This is a genomic window from Actinoplanes hulinensis, assembly GCF_019429605.1.
Lineage (GTDB): Bacteria > Actinomycetota > Actinomycetes > Mycobacteriales > Micromonosporaceae > Actinoplanes > Actinoplanes campanulatus.
On the sequence record NZ_JAHXZI010000019.1, the window covers coordinates 118,999 to 137,956 of the forward strand.

Annotated in this window: 16 protein-coding genes, 2 tRNA genes and 1 other RNA gene; 15 read left to right on the forward strand and 4 right to left on the reverse strand. The window is 69.8% G+C overall.

Going from position 1 to position 18,958, the window contains the following annotated elements; genetic code table 11:
* Window positions 1–9 precede the first annotated feature (9 nt).
* Window positions 10–954 carry a prephenate dehydrogenase gene (locus KZ829_RS31855; RefSeq protein WP_220147552.1) on the reverse strand — a complete coding sequence of 315 codons (945 nt, stop codon included), beginning with the start codon at window positions 952–954 and terminating at the stop codon, window positions 10–12.
* A gap of 10 nt (window positions 955–964) precedes the next feature.
* The gene (locus tag KZ829_RS31860; protein WP_443611890.1) at window positions 965–1,735 is read right to left on the reverse strand and encodes a M23 family metallopeptidase; all 771 of its coding nucleotides are present in this window, start codon (window positions 1,733–1,735) and stop codon (window positions 965–967) included.
* Window positions 1,736–1,923: 188 nt separating this feature from the next.
* On the opposite strand from KZ829_RS31860, the gene KZ829_RS31865 reads away from it, so the two are divergent.
* The 3 genes from KZ829_RS31865 to KZ829_RS31875 all read left to right on the forward strand — a co-directional run bounded on the left by KZ829_RS31865 (window position 1,924) and on the right by KZ829_RS31875 (window position 3,533).
* Window positions 1,924–2,226 (forward strand): hypothetical protein, encoded by a 303-nt coding sequence (locus KZ829_RS31865; RefSeq protein ID WP_372453932.1) that lies wholly within the window; start codon window positions 1,924–1,926, stop codon window positions 2,224–2,226.
* Between the two features lie 360 nt (window positions 2,227–2,586).
* Entirely contained in the window at window positions 2,587–3,090 is a 504-nt protein-coding gene (locus KZ829_RS31870; protein ID WP_220147555.1) for a tRNA adenosine deaminase-associated protein, read from the forward strand.
* Window positions 3,087–3,533, forward strand: coding sequence for a nucleoside deaminase (locus tag KZ829_RS31875; protein ID WP_220147556.1), 447 nt, complete (start codon window positions 3,087–3,089; stop codon window positions 3,531–3,533). Before KZ829_RS31870 ends, KZ829_RS31875 begins: the two co-directional genes overlap by 4 nt.
* Before the next feature lie 168 nt (window positions 3,534–3,701).
* On the opposite strand, the gene deoD is transcribed toward KZ829_RS31875, so the two are convergent.
* Window positions 3,702–4,409: a purine-nucleoside phosphorylase gene (deoD, locus tag KZ829_RS31880; protein WP_220147557.1), complete on the reverse strand. Its 708-nt coding sequence runs from the start codon at window positions 4,407–4,409 to the stop codon at window positions 3,702–3,704.
* A 115-nt stretch (window positions 4,410–4,524) separates the two neighbouring features.
* Here deoD and KZ829_RS31885 point away from each other — a divergent pair.
* From KZ829_RS31885 to KZ829_RS31900, 4 genes are all read left to right on the forward strand, one after another.
* Window positions 4,525–4,614 (forward strand) — tRNA-Ser (locus KZ829_RS31885).
* Between the two features lie 343 nt (window positions 4,615–4,957).
* The gene (locus KZ829_RS31890) at window positions 4,958–5,167 is read left to right on the forward strand and encodes a hypothetical protein (RefSeq protein ID WP_092551478.1); all 210 of its coding nucleotides are present in this window, start codon (window positions 4,958–4,960) and stop codon (window positions 5,165–5,167) included.
* Window positions 5,168–5,358: 191 nt separating this feature from the next.
* Entirely contained in the window at window positions 5,359–5,700 is a 342-nt protein-coding gene (locus KZ829_RS31895) for an STAS domain-containing protein (RefSeq protein WP_220147558.1), read from the forward strand.
* Between the two features lie 257 nt (window positions 5,701–5,957).
* Window positions 5,958–8,738, forward strand: a complete 2,781-nt coding sequence (locus tag KZ829_RS31900; protein WP_220147559.1) for a hypothetical protein — start codon at window positions 5,958–5,960, stop codon at window positions 8,736–8,738.
* A gap of 156 nt (window positions 8,739–8,894) precedes the next feature.
* Here KZ829_RS31900 and KZ829_RS31905 read toward each other — a convergent pair.
* Window positions 8,895–8,982, reverse strand: a tRNA-Ser gene (locus tag KZ829_RS31905).
* An 84-nt stretch (window positions 8,983–9,066) separates the two neighbouring features.
* On the opposite strand from KZ829_RS31905, the gene ffs reads away from it, so the two are divergent.
* The 8 genes from ffs to KZ829_RS31945 all read left to right on the forward strand — a co-directional run bounded on the left by ffs (window position 9,067) and on the right by KZ829_RS31945 (window position 18,957).
* Window positions 9,067–9,163: signal recognition particle sRNA small type (ffs, locus tag KZ829_RS31910), an RNA gene on the forward strand.
* An 83-nt stretch (window positions 9,164–9,246) separates the two neighbouring features.
* On the forward strand, window positions 9,247–12,495 hold the full coding sequence (locus KZ829_RS31915) for a DNA polymerase III subunit gamma and tau (RefSeq protein WP_220147560.1): 3,249 nt from the start codon (window positions 9,247–9,249) through the stop codon (window positions 12,493–12,495).
* A 204-nt stretch (window positions 12,496–12,699) separates the two neighbouring features.
* Entirely contained in the window at window positions 12,700–12,999 is a 300-nt protein-coding gene (locus KZ829_RS31920; protein ID WP_220147626.1) for a YbaB/EbfC family nucleoid-associated protein, read from the forward strand.
* Window positions 13,000–13,002: 3 nt separating this feature from the next.
* Window positions 13,003–13,596, forward strand: a complete 594-nt coding sequence (gene recR, locus KZ829_RS31925; RefSeq protein ID WP_220147561.1) for a recombination mediator RecR — start codon at window positions 13,003–13,005, stop codon at window positions 13,594–13,596.
* Between the two features lie 390 nt (window positions 13,597–13,986).
* Complete coding sequence (locus tag KZ829_RS31930) at window positions 13,987–14,982, forward strand: ABC transporter permease (RefSeq protein WP_204297788.1); 996 nt, start codon at window positions 13,987–13,989, stop codon at window positions 14,980–14,982.
* Between the two features lie 75 nt (window positions 14,983–15,057).
* Window positions 15,058–16,812: an ABC transporter substrate-binding protein gene (locus KZ829_RS31935; protein WP_220147562.1), complete on the forward strand. Its 1,755-nt coding sequence runs from the start codon at window positions 15,058–15,060 to the stop codon at window positions 16,810–16,812.
* A 94-nt stretch (window positions 16,813–16,906) separates the two neighbouring features.
* A complete protein-coding gene (locus KZ829_RS31940) occupies window positions 16,907–17,920 on the forward strand; it encodes an ABC transporter permease (protein ID WP_220147563.1) in 1,014 nt (337 codons plus the stop codon).
* Window positions 17,920–18,957, forward strand: coding sequence for an ABC transporter ATP-binding protein (locus KZ829_RS31945; protein ID WP_220147564.1), 1,038 nt, complete (start codon window positions 17,920–17,922; stop codon window positions 18,955–18,957). The genes KZ829_RS31940 and KZ829_RS31945 overlap by 1 nt, the downstream gene beginning before the upstream one ends.
* The last annotated feature ends 1 nt before the right edge of the window (window position 18,958 follow it).

Sequence of the window (18,958 nt, forward strand, 5' to 3'; positions counted from 1 at the left end):
CCCATCACGTTAGGAGAGAAAGAGGTCAGTTTCCGGCCGCATTCCGGCAAGCTCGGTGTCGTTCACCGACGTCACCCATCCGCCCGCCCGGCCCAGCTCCAGAAGCGCCTCGACGTCGGCGGGCACCTTCTCCGGAGTGCCCGGCGCCGGCGGCCACGCGCCCCGCACCCGGGACGCGAGCGACAGGTAGGGCACCAGCGCCGAGGTCGGGTCGCCGGCCGAGAGCCGCTCCTCCAGCCGCTGGAGATCACCGATCAGCCGGTGCAGCTCCCGCCGCACGGCACTCCCGTTGCCCCCGCACATCGCCGCGGTGAGTTCGGGCCGGGTCGCGGCCACCCGGGTGCCGTCCCGGAACGATCCGGCCGCCAGCGTTCCGGCCAGCGGATTCGCCTCCAGCTGGGTGGCCAGTGCGGCGGCGAACAGGTGCGGCACGTGACTGATCTGGGCCACCGCGGTGTCGTGCTCGGTCGCGGTCACCGGCACCACCCGCGCGCCCATCGAGGTGAACAGCCCGGCCAGCGACAGCCAGTCGGCCAGATCGGTGCCGTGCGGCTCCAGGCAGAGCACCCACGCGCATCCCGCGAACAGGCCCGCCTCCGACGCCGCGAACCCCGAGGTCTCCTTGCCGGCCATCGGATGCCCGCCGACGAACCGGAAACCCGTCATCAGGTCCCTGACGGGACCCTTCACCGAGGTCACGTCGGTCACCAGGCCGTCGTGACCGGCCATCTCGGCGATCACTTCGGGCAACACCGTCAGGGGTACGGCCAGAGCGGTCAGTTCCGTGCCCCGGATCGCCTCGGGCACCGTGCCGGCGACCCGGAACCCGGCCGCGCGAGCCGCCTCCCGGGTAGCCGGGTCGGCGTCGTAGCCCACCACGTCGTGCCCGGCCGCGGCCAGCGCCCGCAGCAGGGAGCCACCGATCAGCCCGAGTCCGATCACCGCTGTGCTCACGACGCAGAGCCTAGGCCTGGCAGTTGTTCTTGCGCTTCCAGGTGGCGACCGACGCGACCGGGCTCTTCTGGCCGTCCCTACGCCACGACGCCAGGTAGGTGTAGGGCCAGACGACGCCGCGCCGCACCTCCCAGTCGCCGGTCTTCGCGCACGGCGGCGAGATGCCGTAGTGCAGGTGGCAGACGTCGTTGGCGTTGCCGGTCTTGCCGGTCAGGCCGAGCCGCTGTCCCGCCTTCACCCGCACGCCGGCCCGGATGCCGGACTGCACCTTGCTGAGGTGGGAGCCGTAGTAGCGCACCCCGTCGTCGCCCAGGATCGACACCGACAGCCCGCCGTTGGCCGGGCCGTCCGGCTTCCCCTTGACGTAGGTGTCGGTGAGGCTCACCTCCAGCACCCGTCCGCTCGTGGTGGCGACGAATGGCAAACCGCAGTTCACGAAGATGTCGGTCGCCGGGTACTTCGAGTGGGTGTCGTGCCAGTCGACGTTCGACGCGTCGACGGGGAAGACGTACTTCACGTCGACCGGGGCCGTCGCGCTCGCCGACGGCTTCACCGACGGCGGCGCGCTGGGCGCGGTGCTGGGGCCGGGAGCGGCGCCGGCCGGGGCCGAGGGGGCCGCCGCCGGATCGGCCGAGGACGCCTGTGCGGCCGGGTCGACGAACTGCGGGGTCGAGGCCGGCGTGGCCGACCCATTGGTGGACCCGCAGCCGGCCAGGCAGACCGCCGCGATCGTCAAACCAGAGAGGGTACGGAGTAAACGCACCGCGACATCCTGGCAGATGAGTGGAAATCGTGCAGACCGCGTACCGGTGGATGGGTTGGCTAGGCTTCATCGGGAGCGTGGCTTGATCGGGAGGAGGCGGGCGACAGATGGCGGACCGGCGAGGTTCCTGGCCCGCGGCCCTGCCGCCACCACCGGGCTACCTCCCGCCGCGGAGCGCTCCACAACCGTCCCCGCAGTTCGCCGCGATGCCGCCGCGGCCCACCTACCGGGAGCCCCATCCGGTCACCGCGGCCCCGGTCCTCACCGGGCTGGCCGCCACCACGGCCTGGTTCGTGCTGTTCGGCAGTCTCGGGAGCAGTCTGACGTCGTATGCGTGGTGGACCATCGGCGCGGCGCTCGCCGCCTGGGCGGTGGCCCTGTTGCTGGCCGTGCTCGGCGACCGTGGCGTGGCCGTCGGCGTGGCCGTCGCGAGTGGTCTGGCGCTGTCGATCGCGCTGCTCTTCGTCACGCTCCGATGGGTGGCCACCTACGACTGGCCGCTGTGGTGAGACGACCACCACACGTGCCCTCTCGGTAGCCCTGAGCAGTGGTTCTGCCGATGTGGCCATCGACCCTTGACGAACGTCGTACGGCTCGGCACTCTCGGCTTCATGGCCCCCTCGCCAGAACGGCTCGACCCCGATCGCTGCCGTAGACGTCTCGAACTACTGGCGGCTCTCGCCCAGGCGAAGTCGTCCCGTGAGTCGATGCCTTCGCAACGTCTCCGTGGCATGCGGCTCCGCGAGTTGATCGCCACGCGACGTCGCCTGGTGAACTGACTTCGAGCCCGTCAAGGCGTGGCGCGATGCGCCCGCCGTCCTACCCGCTACCGTCAGGCGCTGAGAGTTTAGAGTCGCGTTGGGGGAATCGTGTCGATTTTCGCTGCCGCTGTCGCCCGTTCCAAGAGCGGATGGACGGCGTCGGAGCTGGACCTTTCAGGCCTGGCCGACATCGACGAGGTGGTGGACGCGCTCCGGGATACCGAGCCGGACGCCGACCTCGCGGTGTTGTTCGTCGAGAGCGACGACGAGTACCTCGCCATCCTGCGCCTGGACGAGGGCGAGGACCTGCGGGTCTTCGGGTCCGATTCGGCCTTCACCGAGGAGTCGCGGATCGGATCGGTGCTGCTCGGTGAGGTGGAGACGCCGGCCCTCGGGCTGGACGACCTGGGTTCGGGTGACGAGGACGACAAGCCGGCCGAGCCGGACGCCGACCCGGTCGGTGACGCCGACCTGCTCGGCGATCTCGGAGTGGGTGCGCAGCGCCTGCTCGCCCTGTGCGGGATGGAGGGGATGCTGCCCTCCGACGTCACCGCCGAGATCTGCCAGCGGATCGGTTGTGGGGACGAGATGGAGGAGCTGCGCGAGGCGTGATACGCCGTAGGCAGCACGAGGAGTGGATGCGGCGTGCGCTCGCCGTCGCGTCCACCTCGCCCGACGACGTACCGGTCGGGGCGGTCGTCCTCGGCCCGGACGGCGCCGAGCTGGCGTCCGCCGGCAACGAGCGGGAGCTCACCGGTGATCCCACCGGGCACGCCGAGATCCTCGCCATCCGCCGGGCCGCCGCCGGGCTGGGCGAGTGGCGGCTCGAGGGCTGCACCCTGGTGGTCACCCTGGAGCCGTGCACCATGTGCGCCGGCGCGCTGGTCCTGGCCCGGATCTCCACGCTGGTCTTCGGCGCCTGGGAGCCCAAGACCGGCGCGGTCGGCTCGCTCTGGGACGTGGTCCGGGACCGCCGCCTCAACCACCGTCCGGAGGTCTACGGCGGCGTCCTGGAAACCGAGTGCGCCACGCTGATGCGCGACTTCTTCCGCTGACGGAACACCCACCCACCCCCTACGGCGGTGCACTCGACGTCCCCCGCAAAACGCCGCCGGTGTCGAGGCAAGTGATTTGCCGACGCCAGCGGGGTTTGCTGGCGGCGGGAGATCACCTGCCTCGACACCGGTTACCAGGCGTTTTGCCGCGGAGCGAAGCGGAGCAAATCAAGCAACAGCTGTCGCGAGGCCGATTTTGACCATGTTGCTGAAGCCCTGCTCGCGCTGGGCGGAGTCCATCGCCTCGCCGCGCTTGATGTGGTCGCTGACGGTGAGGATCGTCAGCGCCTTGGCGCCGTAGCGGGCGGCGATCGTGTAGATCGCGGCCGACTCCATCTCGACCGCGAGCACGCCGTAGTCGGCGAGGGCGTCGTACAGGTCGGGGCGGTCGGTGTAGAAGGCGTCGGCGGCGAGGATCGGGCCCACCCGGATCGGCACGCCCTGCGCCTCGGCCACGTCGACCGCGGTGCGCAGCAGACCGAAGTCGGCGACCGGCGCGTAGTCGATGAGACCGTCGAACCGGGCCCGGTTCATGTTGGAGTCGGTGGCCGAGCCGATCGCCGCGACCACGTCACCCAGGTTGAGGTCCATGGCGAGGGCGCCGCAGGAGCCGATCCGGATGACCGACTTCACGCCGTACTCGTTGATCAGCTCGTGGGTGTAGATGGAGGCCGACGGCATGCCCATGCCGGAACCCTGCACCGAGACCCGGACACCCTGCCAGGTGCCGGTGAAGCCGAGCATCCCCCGGACCTGGGTGTAGCAGACCGGGTCCTCCAGGAAGGTCTCGGCGATCCACTTGGCCCGCATCGGGTCGCCGGGCAGCAGCACCCGTTCGGCGATGTCTCCGGGCTTGCCACCGATGTGCACGCTCATGCGATTTCTCCGTTTTCCGTGTCGATAGCGACGATCTTGCCAGGTCAGCCGGGTCACGGCGGGTTATGGGTGACCCGGCGGCAAGCGCCTTCCGGCGTCGGGTAACGTACTTCCCGGTGGTGTGTCCGAGTGGCCTAAGGAGCACGCCTCGAAAGCGTGTGAGGGTTTACGCCCTCCGCGGGTTCAAATCCCGCCGCCACCGCCACGAGAGAGCCCGGTCCATCGGACCGGGCTCTCTGTCTTTTGGACCGTGTTCCTGTTACGCTCCGTCGCCGGTTCCGGGGTCGGCCGAGCGCGGGAGTGGCGGCTCATCCGTTCGGTTGTTCTCCATGATCAGCCCGCATGTTGTAACAGCCATGTTTCTTCGCAGTTCAGGGCATGGGATCACGTTCTGTAGCCGAACATGCGCGGCCCTAATACATGGGGTGTCGCGCAAGTCACGCTGGCAAAATATACCGGATCAGACAATGCGGTTCCGACCTGGCGGCGAGAAGAATTCACAGAATCACTCGACCCAGGTTCGTCGATGTCTGTCCTAGATTTGACACGTGAGAGTTGAGCATCACTGGTGGAATGGCGACGTCCGGCTCGCGCGCCGGGACGTCTACGTCCGCACCGACGGCGCGCAATGGGAGGTCGAGGCCCAGATGGGCGGCCCCGAGGGCAAGTCGAAGGTGCAGCAGTGTCCAGGCAAGGCGTCAGCGATGATCCTGGCCGACGCGTGGCGTGGTCCACGCTGGCGGTGGCGCGAGCTCTAGGAGCCGTGCCAGGAGCCCCCCAAGGCTGCGCCGCAAATGCTTGACTTTGAACCGGCCAGCCTCGAAACGGGCCGGATCCCACATGGGGTCCGGCCCGTTCGTGTCTGTTCTGACGCACGCTCTGTCCGGTGTGTGGCGAAGTTCTGGATCTAGCCTGAAATTCCCATCACACGGGTAGGAAGCCGATCATCATGCACGCCACAGTTACCGATCATCGCTCCGACGTCGCCGTGCTGCACCTGCGCGGCGAGCTGGACGCCGACACCGCCGGTCAGCTGTCCGCGGCGCTTTCCGGCCTGCTGGAGCGCCCGGTGCCGCGGATCGTGGTCGACCTGACCGGGCTGAAGTTCTGCGACTCGGTGGGGCTGAGCGCGTTCATCACGAGTAAACAGGTGATCTCCGCGCGGGGCGGGTGGCTGAGCTTCGCCGGCGCCAACCCGTTCCTCGCACAGCTCATGGAGACGGTCGGTCTCAGCCGATATTTCGCGATCTTTCCGGAAGTCGACGACGCGATAGCGGCCGCTCAGATCTAGGCCGGGACGGTTTCGTCGCCACGACCGACCTGGCTCTTCCCGAATGATGGGAGCTAGGCGCCGGTCAATGCGGGCGACTGCCAAGATCCGGAAATGTGTATGAGGCAGCGCCCGTGAGGCGTTGGAGCGCCGCTCTACTGGGCGGCTTGTTGATCGCGACCGGACTGCCGGGGGCCTCCCACGCGGCCACCCCCGCGCCATCGGTCTCTCCCGCCCCGTCAGAGCCCACACCCACGCTCGCGCCCGGATCCGGCTCGATGGTGCGGACGGCCACTCCGGTCGGCTGCGGCACCCTGCGTGAAGCCGGCTTCGGCGATCTCGCCGAAGACCAGGTAGCGGCCGGCGAGGTCGAGCCGGACGGCTTCGACTGCTGGTCGGTGCAGGCTTCGGCCGGCCCGAAGCGGGTCCGGACCACCGACGGCGGCCAGCTCGACTGGGAGCTCAGCGACGCCGGCGGGGTGGTCTGCTCGGAGTGGGGCGGCGCCTGCGACCTGGCTGAGGCCGGGACGTACACGCTGTGGCTGCGCAACGACGAGTGGGACACCTACCCGTACCAGGCGGTGTTCCTCAACCTGAACACCGACGAGGGCTGTGCCGCCGCGACCGGCACCGGCTGGGACCAGCTCACCGGGCGGATCACCCCGACGTCACCGTTGCAGGCGTTCTGCCTGCCGTTCACCGCGGATCCCGGCGAGCGGATCCTCTCGTACGTCTCCGGGGCCGACCTGTCGTGGATCTCCGACCGGACCGGCGCGCCGATCTGCGCCGACCAGCAGTACGACGAGGTGGACGGCTGCGCGCTGCCCGGCTCGGGCCCGTACCGTCTGGTGGCGTTCAGCGACGCCGACCGTGAAATGAGCTACCAGGTCCGGCGGCTGTCCGCGCCCGCCGGGTGCGTGGTGGTCACGCCCGGCACGTTCGGTACCGGCCCGGCCGGTGCGCCGACCGGCAACCGCTGCCGCCTGCTGGACGTCCCGGCCGCCGGCCGCCACCTGGTGCGGGTCGTCGACGCCCGTGGCTACGAGCCGTCGGCGCGGGTGTACGACGCTCAGGGCAGGGATGTGTGCACCGCCGGGGGCCTCTGCGACTTCCCGGCCGGCGGCCGCTACACGCTGATCGCCGGTTCCGGCGTGACCGAGACCCCGTACGCCACGGTGTTCGCCCGACCCACCGCCACGGGCTGTGTCCAGGTCTCCGACCAGGGCATCTCCGGCGGCGCGATACGGGGCTCGTTCACCGTCGCGGGCGAGACCGACTGCCTGGAACTGACCGGTTCGGCCGGCGCCTCGATCGGGCTGCTGTACCCGCCGAAGGTGACCGGCGCCGCCCGTCCGGACTGGACGCTGGTCAACGCCGACGGCGCCGACCTGTGCGCCACCAACGGTTGCGTGCTGACCGGCCGGGCCCCGTACCGGATCCTGCTGAACGCTCCCGACGGCGCGGCCTCCGGCGACTATGCGGTGGTCGTGCAGCGGATGGACCGGGTGAGCGGGTGCACCGTCCTGCCGCAGGGCGCGATCGGCGCCACCGTCGGCGTGAACACCACCTTCTCGGCGGGCCGGTTCGCCACCTGCTGGACCATCCCGGCGGACCGGCACTCGACCGCCGAGATCATCGGGTACGCCCCGGTCACCGGCCACGACGGCTGGGCCGCCATCTCGGTCCGGGACGACACCGGTAAGCAGGTCTGCGGCAGCGCCCGGTACGCCTCCGCCCAGCTCCTGCGCTGCAAATTCGAGACGGGTGAGGCGTACACCGTGGTGCTGACCGCCGCGGCCGCCGACTTCCAGTACCGGATCCACCGGGAGGACTACAGCCCGGCCGGAGCGCGGTGCGAGACCCCGCCGAACTCGGTGCTCGGCGGGCCGGCGCTGGCCGGCACCCTGCGGACCGACGACGAGGTGCGCTGCTACCGGGTCACCGCGTCGGCGGCCGACAGCCACTGGCTCGGCGTGCGCAGCACCGGATACGCCGCCCGTTACTGGATCACCGACGCGTCCGGCGCCGACCGCTGCCCGGGGTACGTGGTGCCGTGCCGGGTCAGCGGCTCGACCGCCTACCAGATCTTCGTCTGGCCGGCGGTGGACGGGCAGCAGGTGGCGTACCGGCTGGACACCTGGCGGCTGACCAGCGCCGGACAGCCGGTCGCCCAGTGCCCGGCGACCGGCATCGGCCCGCTCGCCGGAACCCTCTCCGACCAGCGGACCGCGGTCTGCGTATCGGTGCCGGTGAAGAGCCGGAGCTCCTTCACGGTGGCGCTGAGCAACACCGGCGGTGGAACCGAGACGCCCGAGCCGTACTACTTCACCACCCTGGCCGACGACGGGATCACCGGCTGCTCGTACGCCGAGGGCGGCCGCGGCTGCCAGGTGAGCCTGCCGTACCAGCAGCCGTCCGGGATGGCGCTGTTCGTGCTGGCGCCCGGAACCGAGAACGCGAACCTGCCGTTCCGGGCCGAGACGACCTGCGACGGCGAGCCCTGCGTGCCCGTCACGATCGGGCCGCTGCGGGTCCTGCGGGCACCGGGGATCACCGGGTCGGTGCGGGTCGGCGTGACGGTGCGGGCCGCGGTGGGTTCCTGGGATCCGGCGCCGGCGTCGTACTCGTACCAGTGGACGGCCAACGGTGTGGCGATCAAGGGGGCGACCGCTTCGTCGTACCAGATCCCGGCCTCTCTGCGCGGGAAACGTCTCGGGGTGACCGTGACCGCGAAGCGTGCCGACCGGCTCTCCACCCCGGCGTCCTCGGGCACGGTGGTGGTGGGTTACGGCACGGCGCCCAAGGCGTCGGCCAAGCCGAAGATCAACGGCACGGTGAAGGCGGGCCGGACGGTCAAGGCCACGGTGGGTGCCTGGTCACCCCGGCCGACCTCGTTCCGGTACGAGTGGCGCGTGAACGGCAAGCTGGTCGCGGTGACGTCGTCCTTGAAGATCAAGAAGACGTGGGCGGGCAAGAGGCTGACCCTGACCGTGATCGCCAAGCGGACCGGTCACTACGACGGTCGCGCCGTCTCCGCCACCTACAAGATCAAGAAGTGAAAGAGGCGAGGGCCGGCTCCGATCGGGAGCCGGCCCTCGCCCGCACTGTTTTCGTCCCCGACAATAGACCCGCGCCACTGGCCGGCCGACGCCGGGCCCGAAACGACGAAAGCCGAGCCAGCCGGCTCGGCTTTCAACGTCTGCCCTGGTAGGGCTTGGCGGAGGATACGAGATTCGAACTCGTGAGGGTGTTAACCCAACACGCTTTCCAAGCGTGCGCCCTAGGCCTCTAGGCGAATCCTCCGTGCGCCAGAATACAGACGCCCTCCGGTCCGGCACGCGCGGGGAGGGGGTCTGGGTGGCGCGCGGCGCACCGGGTAGGCTTGCGATCAGCCCCTCGTGCGGCGTGTATCTCGTGAACCTCCCCAGGGCCGGAAGGCAGCAAGGATAAGCGGGCTCTGACGGGTGCACGGGGGGTCCTTTCGTTTCCGGTCCTCTTCCGGGGCGCGCCGTTTGTTCTTGTCAGACCCTCGACGGAGAATGACGCGGTCTTCAGGAGGTGGCAGGAGTGGCTCTCGCCCTCTATCGCAAGTACCGTCCGCGCACCTTCGCCGAGATCATCGGCCAGGAGCACGTCACGGAGCCGCTGTCGCAGGCGTTGCGCAGCGGGCGGCTCAACCACGCCTATCTCTTCTCCGGCCCACGGGGTTGCGGGAAGACCTCCAGCGCCCGCATCCTGGCCCGCTCGCTCAACTGTGAGCAGGGTCCCACCCCCGAGCCGTGCGGAGTCTGCATCTCCTGCCGGTCGCTGGCCAACGACGGCACCGGCTCGATCGACGTCATCGAGATCGACGCGGCGAGCCACGGTGGTGTCGACGACGCCCGCGAGCTCCGGGAGAAGGCGTTCTTCGCGCCCGCCAACAGCCGCTACAAGATCTACGTGATCGACGAGGCGCACATGGTTTCGTCGGCCGGGTTCAACGCGCTGCTCAAGCTCGTCGAGGAACCCCCGGACTATGTGAAGTTCATCTTCGCCACCACCGAGCCGGACAAGGTCCTCGGCACCATCCGCTCGCGGACCCACCACTACCCGTTCCGGCTCATCCCGCCCGCGGTGCTCCGGCCGTACCTTCAACAGCTCACCGACGCCGAGGGCGTCACGGTCGAGCCGTCGGTGTTCCCGCTGGTCGTGCGGGCCGGCGGCGGCAGCGCCCGGGACAGCCTGTCGATCCTCGACCAGTTGATCGCCGGCTCCGGCCCGGAGGGCGTCACCTATCACCGGGCCGTCGCCCTCCTCGGCGTCACCGACGTCACCCTGATCGACGAGATGTGCGACGCGCTGGCCACCGGTGACGGCGCCGCCGCCTACGCCACCATCGACCGGGTCGCCGAGGCCGGACACGAGCCACGGCGGTTCGCCTCCGACCTGCTCGAACGCCTCCGTGACCTGATCATCCTCCAGCAGGTTCCGGACGCGGTCGCCAAGGGCCTGATCGACGGCCCGGCCGACCAGCTCGAGGCGATGGCCGGGCAGGCCGACCGGCTGGGTGCGGCCACCCTCTCCCGCTGCGCCGACATCCTGCACAACGGCCTGGTCGACATGCGCGGCACGACCGCGCCCCGGCTCCTGCTGGAGCTGCTCACCGCGCGCATGCTGCTGCCGGGGGCGGAGGCGTCGTCGTCAGCCCTGCTGCAGCGCCTGGAGCGGCTCGAGCGGGGCGTCACTCTCGCGCCGTCCGCCCCCATCGCCGCCTCGGGCCCGGCTTCCGCTCCGGTCGGTGCCGCCGGGCCGTCCGCTTCCGATGAGGTACGCGGTGGGCACCCGCCCGCCGACGACGCGTCCCGGGGTGCCGCGGCCGGTGGCGGCGCGAAGGCGGCCGCGATGGCCGCTGCCAGGGCCGCCTCGTCCCGGCCGGGCCCGGCTGTCGTCCGCCCGGTCTCCCCGGCCGCCCCCGCTGCGCAAGCCGTTCCCGCTCAGCCCGTCACCAGTCCGGCGGTTCCCGGGCAGGCGGCCGGCGGTCACGTGGACTCCACTCAAGGGGCAGTGGCCGCTCCTCACGCGGACCCTGCTCAAGGCGCGCCCGGGGCGGCGGCTCCTCACGACGCCTCGTCATCGGCGTCGCCCGTTGCCGAGCAGGCCGATGTGCCCGCTTCGGCGGCGGACGGCTCGGAGCCGGACTGGAACGGTGTCGCAAACGGGCGCGGGGCCGCCGGTCCGGTGGAGAACGAATACGACGAAGAGCCCCCGTGGGACGACGAGCCGTCCGCGCCCGAGGTCTCCGGCTTCGAGCGCGTGCGGGCCGTCTGGGACCAGCTCGGGCAGAACAACCAGCGTGTCAGCACCGCACAGTCGCACGGCGTGGCACTCAGCCGCGTCGACGACCACGAGGTGGTCATCACGGCGCCGACCGCGGGCCTGGTCGCCCGGATGCGGAACCTGAACGATCTGCTGGCCGACGAGTTCGCCAAGGCTCTCGGCGGTCGCTGGCAGGTCCGCTGCGAGGTCGGCGACCCGCCCGGGTCCGGTCCGGCGCGCGGCACGGCCGGTAACAACCGGTCCGGCGGCGCCAACCGCGCCTACACGGCGGCTCCGGACCGCAACGCGGGCCCGGAACGCAACACCGGCCGGTCCGAGCCCCGGCCGTCCCGGCCCGCGCAGCGCGGCCCGTCCGCCGACGCCGACGACGACCGACCGGCGGCTCGCCCTCCGCAGGGCACCGGCGACGATCGACCGGCGGCCCGTCCTCCGCAGGGCACCGGTGACGCCCGGCGAGCCCAGTCTCCGGACTCGGGCTGGCCCGAGGCCGCCCAGCCACCTGGGACGGCCCGTCCCGCGCCGTCAGCTCACGAGCCCCCGGCAGCGAGCGGCGACGACTGGCCGGAGCCGGCCCGCCCGCCCGCTCCGGCTCCGGTCGCCTCGGGGCCTGACGATGGTGGTTGGCCGGAGCCCGCGCGTCCGCCCGCCGCGGTGGACCGCTCCGGGGAATCGCGGCCGGGTGATTCGGCGCGCGCCGAATCTGCGGCGGGCGATGATTCCTGGCCTGAGCCGGTCAGGCCGGGTGCTGCCCGATCCGGCTCGCCGGCCCCTGCGAGCGCGACATCCGACTGGCCGGAACCCGCCCGGCCGGGGAATCCGGCGGCAAGTGGATCCGGGTCCGGGGCTCCGGCGGGCGCTGCTGCCGCGACGGGGCCTTCCGTGGGATCGGCAGGCCCTTCCACCTCATCGGCTAGTTCCCCGGCGTCTGCGGGGGGCCATGGGACCTCCGCTGGGCACTCTGCGGCAAATGCCGGGCGCTCCGGGACGGGGACAGCGGCGCGACAGGCGGGGGGTGCGGTCGGGGGCGGCTCGGCGTTCGGCGGAGCGGCGGTCTCGGCGGCCCCTGCGGGCTCGGCGGCCCCTGCGGTGCCTGCGCGTTCGGCGACCCCCGCGGTGCCCGAACGTTCGGCGGCTCCTGGGGCGCCCGCACGGTCGGCTGCCATGGAGGCGGCGCGCGCGGCCGCGCGTACCGGGAAAGATGCCTCTGGTGGTGGCGCCGCGGCCGCGCGTGCGGTTCTGGCCGGCGCGCGCGGCGCGAGCCCGGCGCGGCCCGCGGCCGGTGGATCGTCCTGGTCCGACGGGTCGCCGACGGAGGAGGCGCCCTACGACCCGGAGTTCGACGGCCCGCCACCGTCGGGCGCGGGCTTCGACGGGTTCGATCCCGGCGATGAGCCGCTCGACGATGTGATCGACGAGAAGACGGCCCGGCAGAGCGGCGAGGAGCAGGCGATGCAGCTGCTCCGCGCGGCCTTCGGCGCGGAGAAGATCGGCGAGCTCTGAGTCGCCGGTGGCCTGCGGTGTCCACCGGCGTCGTCCCGGGTCTGGCGTGTTGGTGGTCCGGGGTGTCCGGCGGCATCGTCCCGGGCATGAAGAGGGTGGCGGTTACGCTGACGGCGGTAACGTCGACCGCCGTGCGGTATTGACGGTTGACTACGGAATCACTAGTTGAGGAGCGGTGCCATGCGCCCCGGTGCACAGCCGAACATGCAGCAGATCATGAAGCAGGCGCAGAAGATGCAGCAGCAGGTCGCGCAGGCACAGTCCGAGCTGGCGGCGGCGGAGCTGACCGGCACCGCGGGCGGCGGTCTGGTCACCGTGGTGGTCACCGGTCTCGGTGAGTTCAAGTCGGTGAAGATCGATGCGAAGGCCGTGGACCCGGAGGACGTGGAGACTCTGGAGGACCTGGTGCTCGCGGCGATCCACAACGCGGCTGAGGCGCAGCGCGAGCTGGCCGAGTCGAAGATGGGCCCGGCCACCGGCGGCTTCTCCCTGCCGGGGTTCTGATCCGTGTACGAAGGCGCCATCCAGGACCTGATCGATGAGCTGGGCCGGCTGCCGGGCGTGGGCCCGAAGTCGGCGCAGCGTATCGCGTTCTACGTCCTCTCCGCGGATCCGGCCGATGTGAACCGGCTGGCCACCGCGCTGCGCAAGGTGAAGGAGCTGGTCCGCTTCTGCACCACCTGCTTCAACGTGGCCGAGTCGGAGCAGTGCCGGGTCTGCCGGGACACCCGCCGTACCAATGAGGTCCTTTGTGTGGTGGAGGAGCCCAAGGACATCGTGGCGATCGAGCGGACCGGTGAGTTCCGGGGCCGCTATCACGTGCTCGGTGGGGCGATCAATCCGCTCGAGGGCATCGGGCCGGACAACTTGAAGATCCGGGAGTTGTTGTTCCGCCTCGGGACGGGTGAGGTCAAGGAGCTGATTCTGGCCACCGATCCGAACACGGAGGGTGAAGCGACAGCGACCTATCTCGCGCTGTTGGTGAAGCCGATGGGGATCGCCGTGACCCGATTGGCGAGCGGCCTGCCGGTCGGCGGGGATCTGGAGTACGCCGATGAGATCACTCTCGGTCGTGCATTCGAAGGGCGACGCGCGGTCTGAATTAACCTCTTGTAATGGTGCCGTAACGCCCTGTCCGAGTATCGCCCGGATTGGGGTCTTACGCGGACACTTTCCCTTTGTTCGGAATCTAGGTCACAGCAATATCACGGAGGAGACACGGAACCGTCCGTGTGCGGTCCGTGAACTTGACCCGGGGCACCGCACTAGTGAATGTTCCTCTCGATGGCGGCCACACCCGCCGTCGAGTGCCTTCGTGGTGTCGGTCTGATCTGGGCCGTCGCGACGGGGGTCGGCACTCGAGGCATGCGTTAACCGATCGGTTGCCGTTCGCTGCGTGGGCCATCGTCATCGGCCAGGCCCCGTGTGCCCGTGTCCGGTGACCGTGGACTCCTGCCGTTCGGTCGGCCGGGAGAGGACCGGACACTTCACATGGTCGTTGGACCCGGCACGGTCTCGGACCAGCTTCCGGTGGTTCCGGACCCCGCAGAGGGGGCCGTTCCCGGTAAGGCCATCGAAGGCCGCTCTCTCGGGCGCATCGCGTGGACCCGCCTCAAGCGGGACCGCGTCGCGATGGCCGGCGGATCGGTTGTCATCTTCCTGATCCTGGTGGCCATCCTTGCGCCGTGGATCGTGGACGCCTTCGGCCACCCGCCGAACCAATTCCACCAGAACCTGATCGACACCAGCACCCTCGTCCCGAAGGGTGGCACCGGCATCAGCGGCGAGCACCTCTTCGGCGTGGAGCCGCAGAACGGCCGGGACATCTTCAGCCGGGTCGTCTACGGCGCACGGATCTCGCTGCTGATCGCCTTCCTGGCGACGCTGCTGTCGGTGGCCATCGGCGCCACCCTGGGTGTGGTGGCCGGCTACTTCGGTGGCTGGGTGGACTCGCTGATCAGCCGCGCGATGGACGTGTTCCTGGCGTTCCCGCTGCTGGTGTTCTCGATCGCGCTGGCCGGTGTCATCCCGGACGAGGCGTTCGGGCTCTCCGGCGACGCGCTGCGCATCTCCCTGCTGATCTTCATCATCGGGTTCTTCAGCTGGCCGTACATCGGCCGGATCGTCCGCGGTCAGACGCTGTCGCTGAGGGAGCGGGAGTTCATCGACGCGGCCCGGAGCCTCGGCGCCCGCGGCCCGTACGTGATCTTCAAGGAGATGCTGCCGAACCTGGTGGCGCCCATCCTGGTCTACGCGACGCTGCTGATCCCGACGAACATCCTGTTCGAGGCCGCGCTCTCGTTCCTCGGTGTCGGTATCCGCCCGCCCACGGCAAGCTGGGGCGGCATGCTCTCCGAGGCCGCCCGGTTCTACACGGTCTGGCACTTCATGTTCTTCCCGGGTATGGCGATCTTCATCACCGTGCTCGCCTTCAACCTCTTCGGCGACGGCCTGCGTGACGCGCTCGATCCCAAGGGGCGGCGCTGACATGGCGCCGATCGCATTCCCACCAGCCGTGCGGTTCGGACCCGAACCGTTCCACCAGGGAGGTTGCAACAAGTGATGCGGAAATCCAGAGCGCTGGTGGCCGGTGCGGCCGCGCTTGCGCTTACCCTCTCCGCCGCCGCGTGCGGTGGGAGCGATGACAAGGGATCGGACAACTCCGGGGGCGCCAAGCCGGAGTTCAACGCGGCCCTGACCCAGGTCTTCAACCCGTCGGACAAGAAGGGCGGCACCATCCGCCTGGCGAACTCCGGCGACTGGGACACCCTCGACCCGGGTGAGACCTACTACGGCTACTCGTGGAACTTCCTCCGCCTGTACGGCCGTGGCCTGCTCATGTTCAAGCCGGTTCCGGGCGCCGAGGGCAACACGGTCACCCCCGACCTGGCCGAGGGCCTGGGCACGCCGAGTGACGGCGGCAAGACCTGGACGTACAAGATCCGTAAGGGCGTCAAGTTCGAGGACGGCACCGAGGTCACGTCGAAGGACGTGAAGTACGCGGTGCTGCGCTCCATCGACAAGGAGACGTTCCCGAACGGTCCGGCGTACTTCGAGGGCTTCCTCAACCTGCCGGAGGGCTACAAGGGCCCGTACAAGTCCAAGGGCGTCAACACCGACTCGGCGATCACCACGCCGGACGACCAGACGATCGTCTTCCACCTGAAGCAGGCGTTCGGTGGTTTCGACTACTTCGCCGCGCTGCCGCAGACGGTTCCGGTTCCGGAGGCCAAGGACACCGGCGCCAAGTACAAGGAGCACGTGGTCTCCACGGGCCCGTACAAGTTCGAGACCAACGAGCTCGGCAAGAGCTTCAAGCTGGTCCGTAACGACAAGTGGGACGCGGCGACCGACCCGAACCGCAAGGCGCTCCCGGACGCGTACGAGGTTCAGCTGAACGTCAACGCGGACGACATCGACAACCGGCTGCTCTCCGGCGACCTGGACGTCGACGTGGTGGGCACCGGCGTGCAGCCGGCGACCCTCGGCCGCGTGGTCGGCGACCCGACCCTGAAGGCGAGCACCGACAACCCGACGCTGGCCCGGCTCTGGTACACCTCGATCAACCCGACGGTGGCCCCGCTGGACAACATCGACTGCCGTAAGGCCATCGAGTACGCCGCGGACAAGGTCGGCTACCAGACCGCGTACGGCGGCCCGCTCGCCGGCGGCGACATCACCGGGACGATCCTGCCCCCGATGATCCCGGGTTACGAGAAGTTCGACCTGTACCCCTCGGCTGACGGCACCGGTGACGTGGCCAAGGCCAAGGAGCACCTGAAGGCTTGTGGCCAGGAGAACGGCTTCGAGACCAACATCGCGTACCGGGCCGAGCGCCCGAAGGAGAAGGCGACCGCCGAGGCGCTGCAGCAGTCGCTCGCCCGGGTCGGCATCAAGCTCACGCTGAAGCCGTTCCCGCAGGGTGACTACTTCTCCCAGTACGCCGGCAACCCGCCGTACGTGAAGAACAACAAGCTCGGCCTGAACCTGAACGGCTGGGGCGCGGACTGGAACGACGGCTTCGGCTTCCTGTCGCAGATCGTGGACAGCCGGGTCATCCGGGAGACCGGTGGCTCGTCCAACACCAGCGTCCGGATCCCCGAGGTCGACGGTCTCCTCGACAAGGCCTCCTCGGAGACCGACGCCGCGAAGCGTGACGCCTACTGGGCCCAGATCGACAAGCGCGTCATGGAAGAGGCTGTCATTCTTCCCGGCGTCACCGCGAAGAGCCTGCTCATCCGCCCGAAGACGCTCTCCAACGTCTTCGTCAGCGACGCGTACAACATGTACGACTACCTGTCGCTGGGTGTCGCGTAACCCGTTCCCGACTCGCACTACACCTCGATAGGTAGGTGAAGGCAGCAGGCGGCCGGCCCGGAGACCCCGGGCCGGCCGTCCTCAGCCGGACTCTGTGATCACATACATCATCAGGCGTCTCTTCGCGGCAGTCGTGCTGCTCTTCATCATCAGCGCCGCCACTTTCGGGATCTTCTACCTGATCCCGCGCCTCGTCGGGGCGACTCCGGAAACGCTCGCGACCCGTTACGTGGGCCGCGCCGCGACACCGGAGACGGTTCACCTGATCGCCGAGAAGCTGGGCTTCTACGACCCGCTCTGGCTGCAGTACGGACGCTGGGTGAAGGCCATCTTCACCGGCGCCGACTACAACCTGGGCGCGACGGTCGAGCACTGCCCGGCCCCGTGTTTCGGCTACTCGTTCATCACGAAGCAGCCGGTCTGGCCCGAGTTGATCGACCGCCTCCCGGTGACCCTGTCGCTGGCCATCGGTGCCGCGATCCTCTGGCTGGTCCTCGGCCTCTCCATCGGCACGCTGTCGGCGCTGCGCCGGGGCTCCTTCCTGGACCGGGCCGCGATGACCTTCTCGCTGGCCGGCGTCTCGATGCCGATCTTCTTCACCGGCATGGTGTCGCTGCTGGTCTTCAGCTACACGCTGGACTGGACGGCACCTGGTGGTAGCTACACGCCGTTCACCGAGAGCCCCAGCGAATGGGCGTACGCCCTGCTGTTGCCGTGGCTGGTGCTCGCCTTGCAGTTCTCCGCCCAGTACGCCCGTCTCACCCGGGCCGGGATGCTGGAGACGATGGGTGAGGACTACATCCGTACCGCGCGGGCCAAGGGCCTGCGGGAGCGGGACGTCAACGTCAAGCACGGCCTGCGCGCCGCGCTCACCCCGATCCTGACCATTTTCGGTCTCGACTTCGGTCTGCTCCTGGGCGGCGCCGTGCTCACCGAGCAGGTGTTCTCGCTGCCCGGCCTGGGCAAGTACGCGGTCGACGCGATCACCAACAACGACCTGCCGAAGGTGCTCGGCGTGACCCTGATGGCCGCGTTCTTCGTGGTCGTCGCGAACCTGATCGTGGACCTGCTCTATGCGGTCGTCGACCCGAGAGTGAGGCTGGGCTGATGCCGGACGGGCAGGCTTTCCTCGAGGTCAAGGACCTCAAGATTCACTTCCCCACCGACGACGGCGTGGTGCGCAGCGTCGACGGGCTGACCTTCAAGCTGGAGCGCGGCAAGACCCTCGGCATCGTGGGCGAGTCGGGCTCCGGCAAGTCGGTGACCAGCCTGGGCATCCTGGGGATCTACAACCACCGGAACTCGAAGATCTCCGGTGAGATCTGGCTGGACGGCAAGGAGATCGTCTCCGCCTCCCAGGACGACGTGCGCAAGCTCCGCGGCAACCAGATGGCGATGATCTTCCAGGATCCGCTGTCCGCGATGCACCCGTACTACACGGTCGGTCACCAGATCGTGGAGGCGTACCGGGTCCACCACAACGTCTCCAAGAAGGTGGCCCGCAAGCACGCGGTCGACATGCTGGGCCGGGTCGGCATCCCGCAGCCGGACCGCCGGGTGGACGACTACCCGCACCAGTTCTCCGGTGGTATGAGGCAGCGCGCCATGATCGCGATGGCGCTGGTCAACGACCCGCAGCTGCTGATCGCCGACGAGCCCACGACCGCCCTGGACGTGACCGTCCAGGCGCAGATCATGGACCTGATGCACGACCTCCAGGCGGAGTTCAACTCGGCCCTCATCGTGATCACCCACGATCTCGGTGTGGTGGCCGAGCTCGCCGACGAGGTGCTGGTCATGTACGGCGGCCGCTGCATCGAGTACGCCTCCGCCGCCACCATCTTCGAGCAGCCGGAGCACCCGTACACCTGGGGTCTTCTCGGCTCGATGCCGCGCATGGACCGTCCGGTCCAGGAGCGGCTGGTGCCGATCGCCGGCTCCCCGCCCTCGCTGATCAACCTGCCGAAGGGCTGTGCCTTCAGCCCGCGCTGCGTGTACGAGGAGCGGACCGGCGGCCTGGGCACCACCGTGCCGCCGGAGCTCACCCGGGCCGGCGGCACCAACCACCTGGTCCGTTGCCACCTCCCCACCGAGGAGCGGCAGCGACTCTGGGTGGAAGAAGTGAAACCGAAGCTGGAGGCCTAGT

Bases quoted from the DNA above. Each gene is read 5' to 3' on its own strand.
- KZ829_RS31865 (WP_372453932.1), top strand. From the start codon at position 1,924: ATGCCGCCGCGGCCCACCTACCGGGAGCCCCATCCGGTCACCGCGGCC.
- deoD (WP_220147557.1), bottom strand. From the start codon at position 4,409: ATGAGCGTGCACATCGGTGGCAAGCCCGGAGACATCGCCGAACGGGTG.
- KZ829_RS31895 (WP_220147558.1), top strand. From the start codon at position 5,359: ATGCACGCCACAGTTACCGATCATCGCTCCGACGTCGCCGTGCTGCAC.
- KZ829_RS31900 (WP_220147559.1), top strand. From the start codon at position 5,958: ATGGTGCGGACGGCCACTCCGGTCGGCTGCGGCACCCTGCGTGAAGCC.
- KZ829_RS31920 (WP_220147626.1), top strand. From the start codon at position 12,700: ATGCAGCAGATCATGAAGCAGGCGCAGAAGATGCAGCAGCAGGTCGCG.
- KZ829_RS31930 (WP_204297788.1), top strand. From the start codon at position 13,987: ATGGTCGTTGGACCCGGCACGGTCTCGGACCAGCTTCCGGTGGTTCCG.
- KZ829_RS31935 (WP_220147562.1), top strand. From the start codon at position 15,058: ATGCGGAAATCCAGAGCGCTGGTGGCCGGTGCGGCCGCGCTTGCGCTT.
- KZ829_RS31945 (WP_220147564.1), top strand. From the start codon at position 17,920: ATGCCGGACGGGCAGGCTTTCCTCGAGGTCAAGGACCTCAAGATTCAC.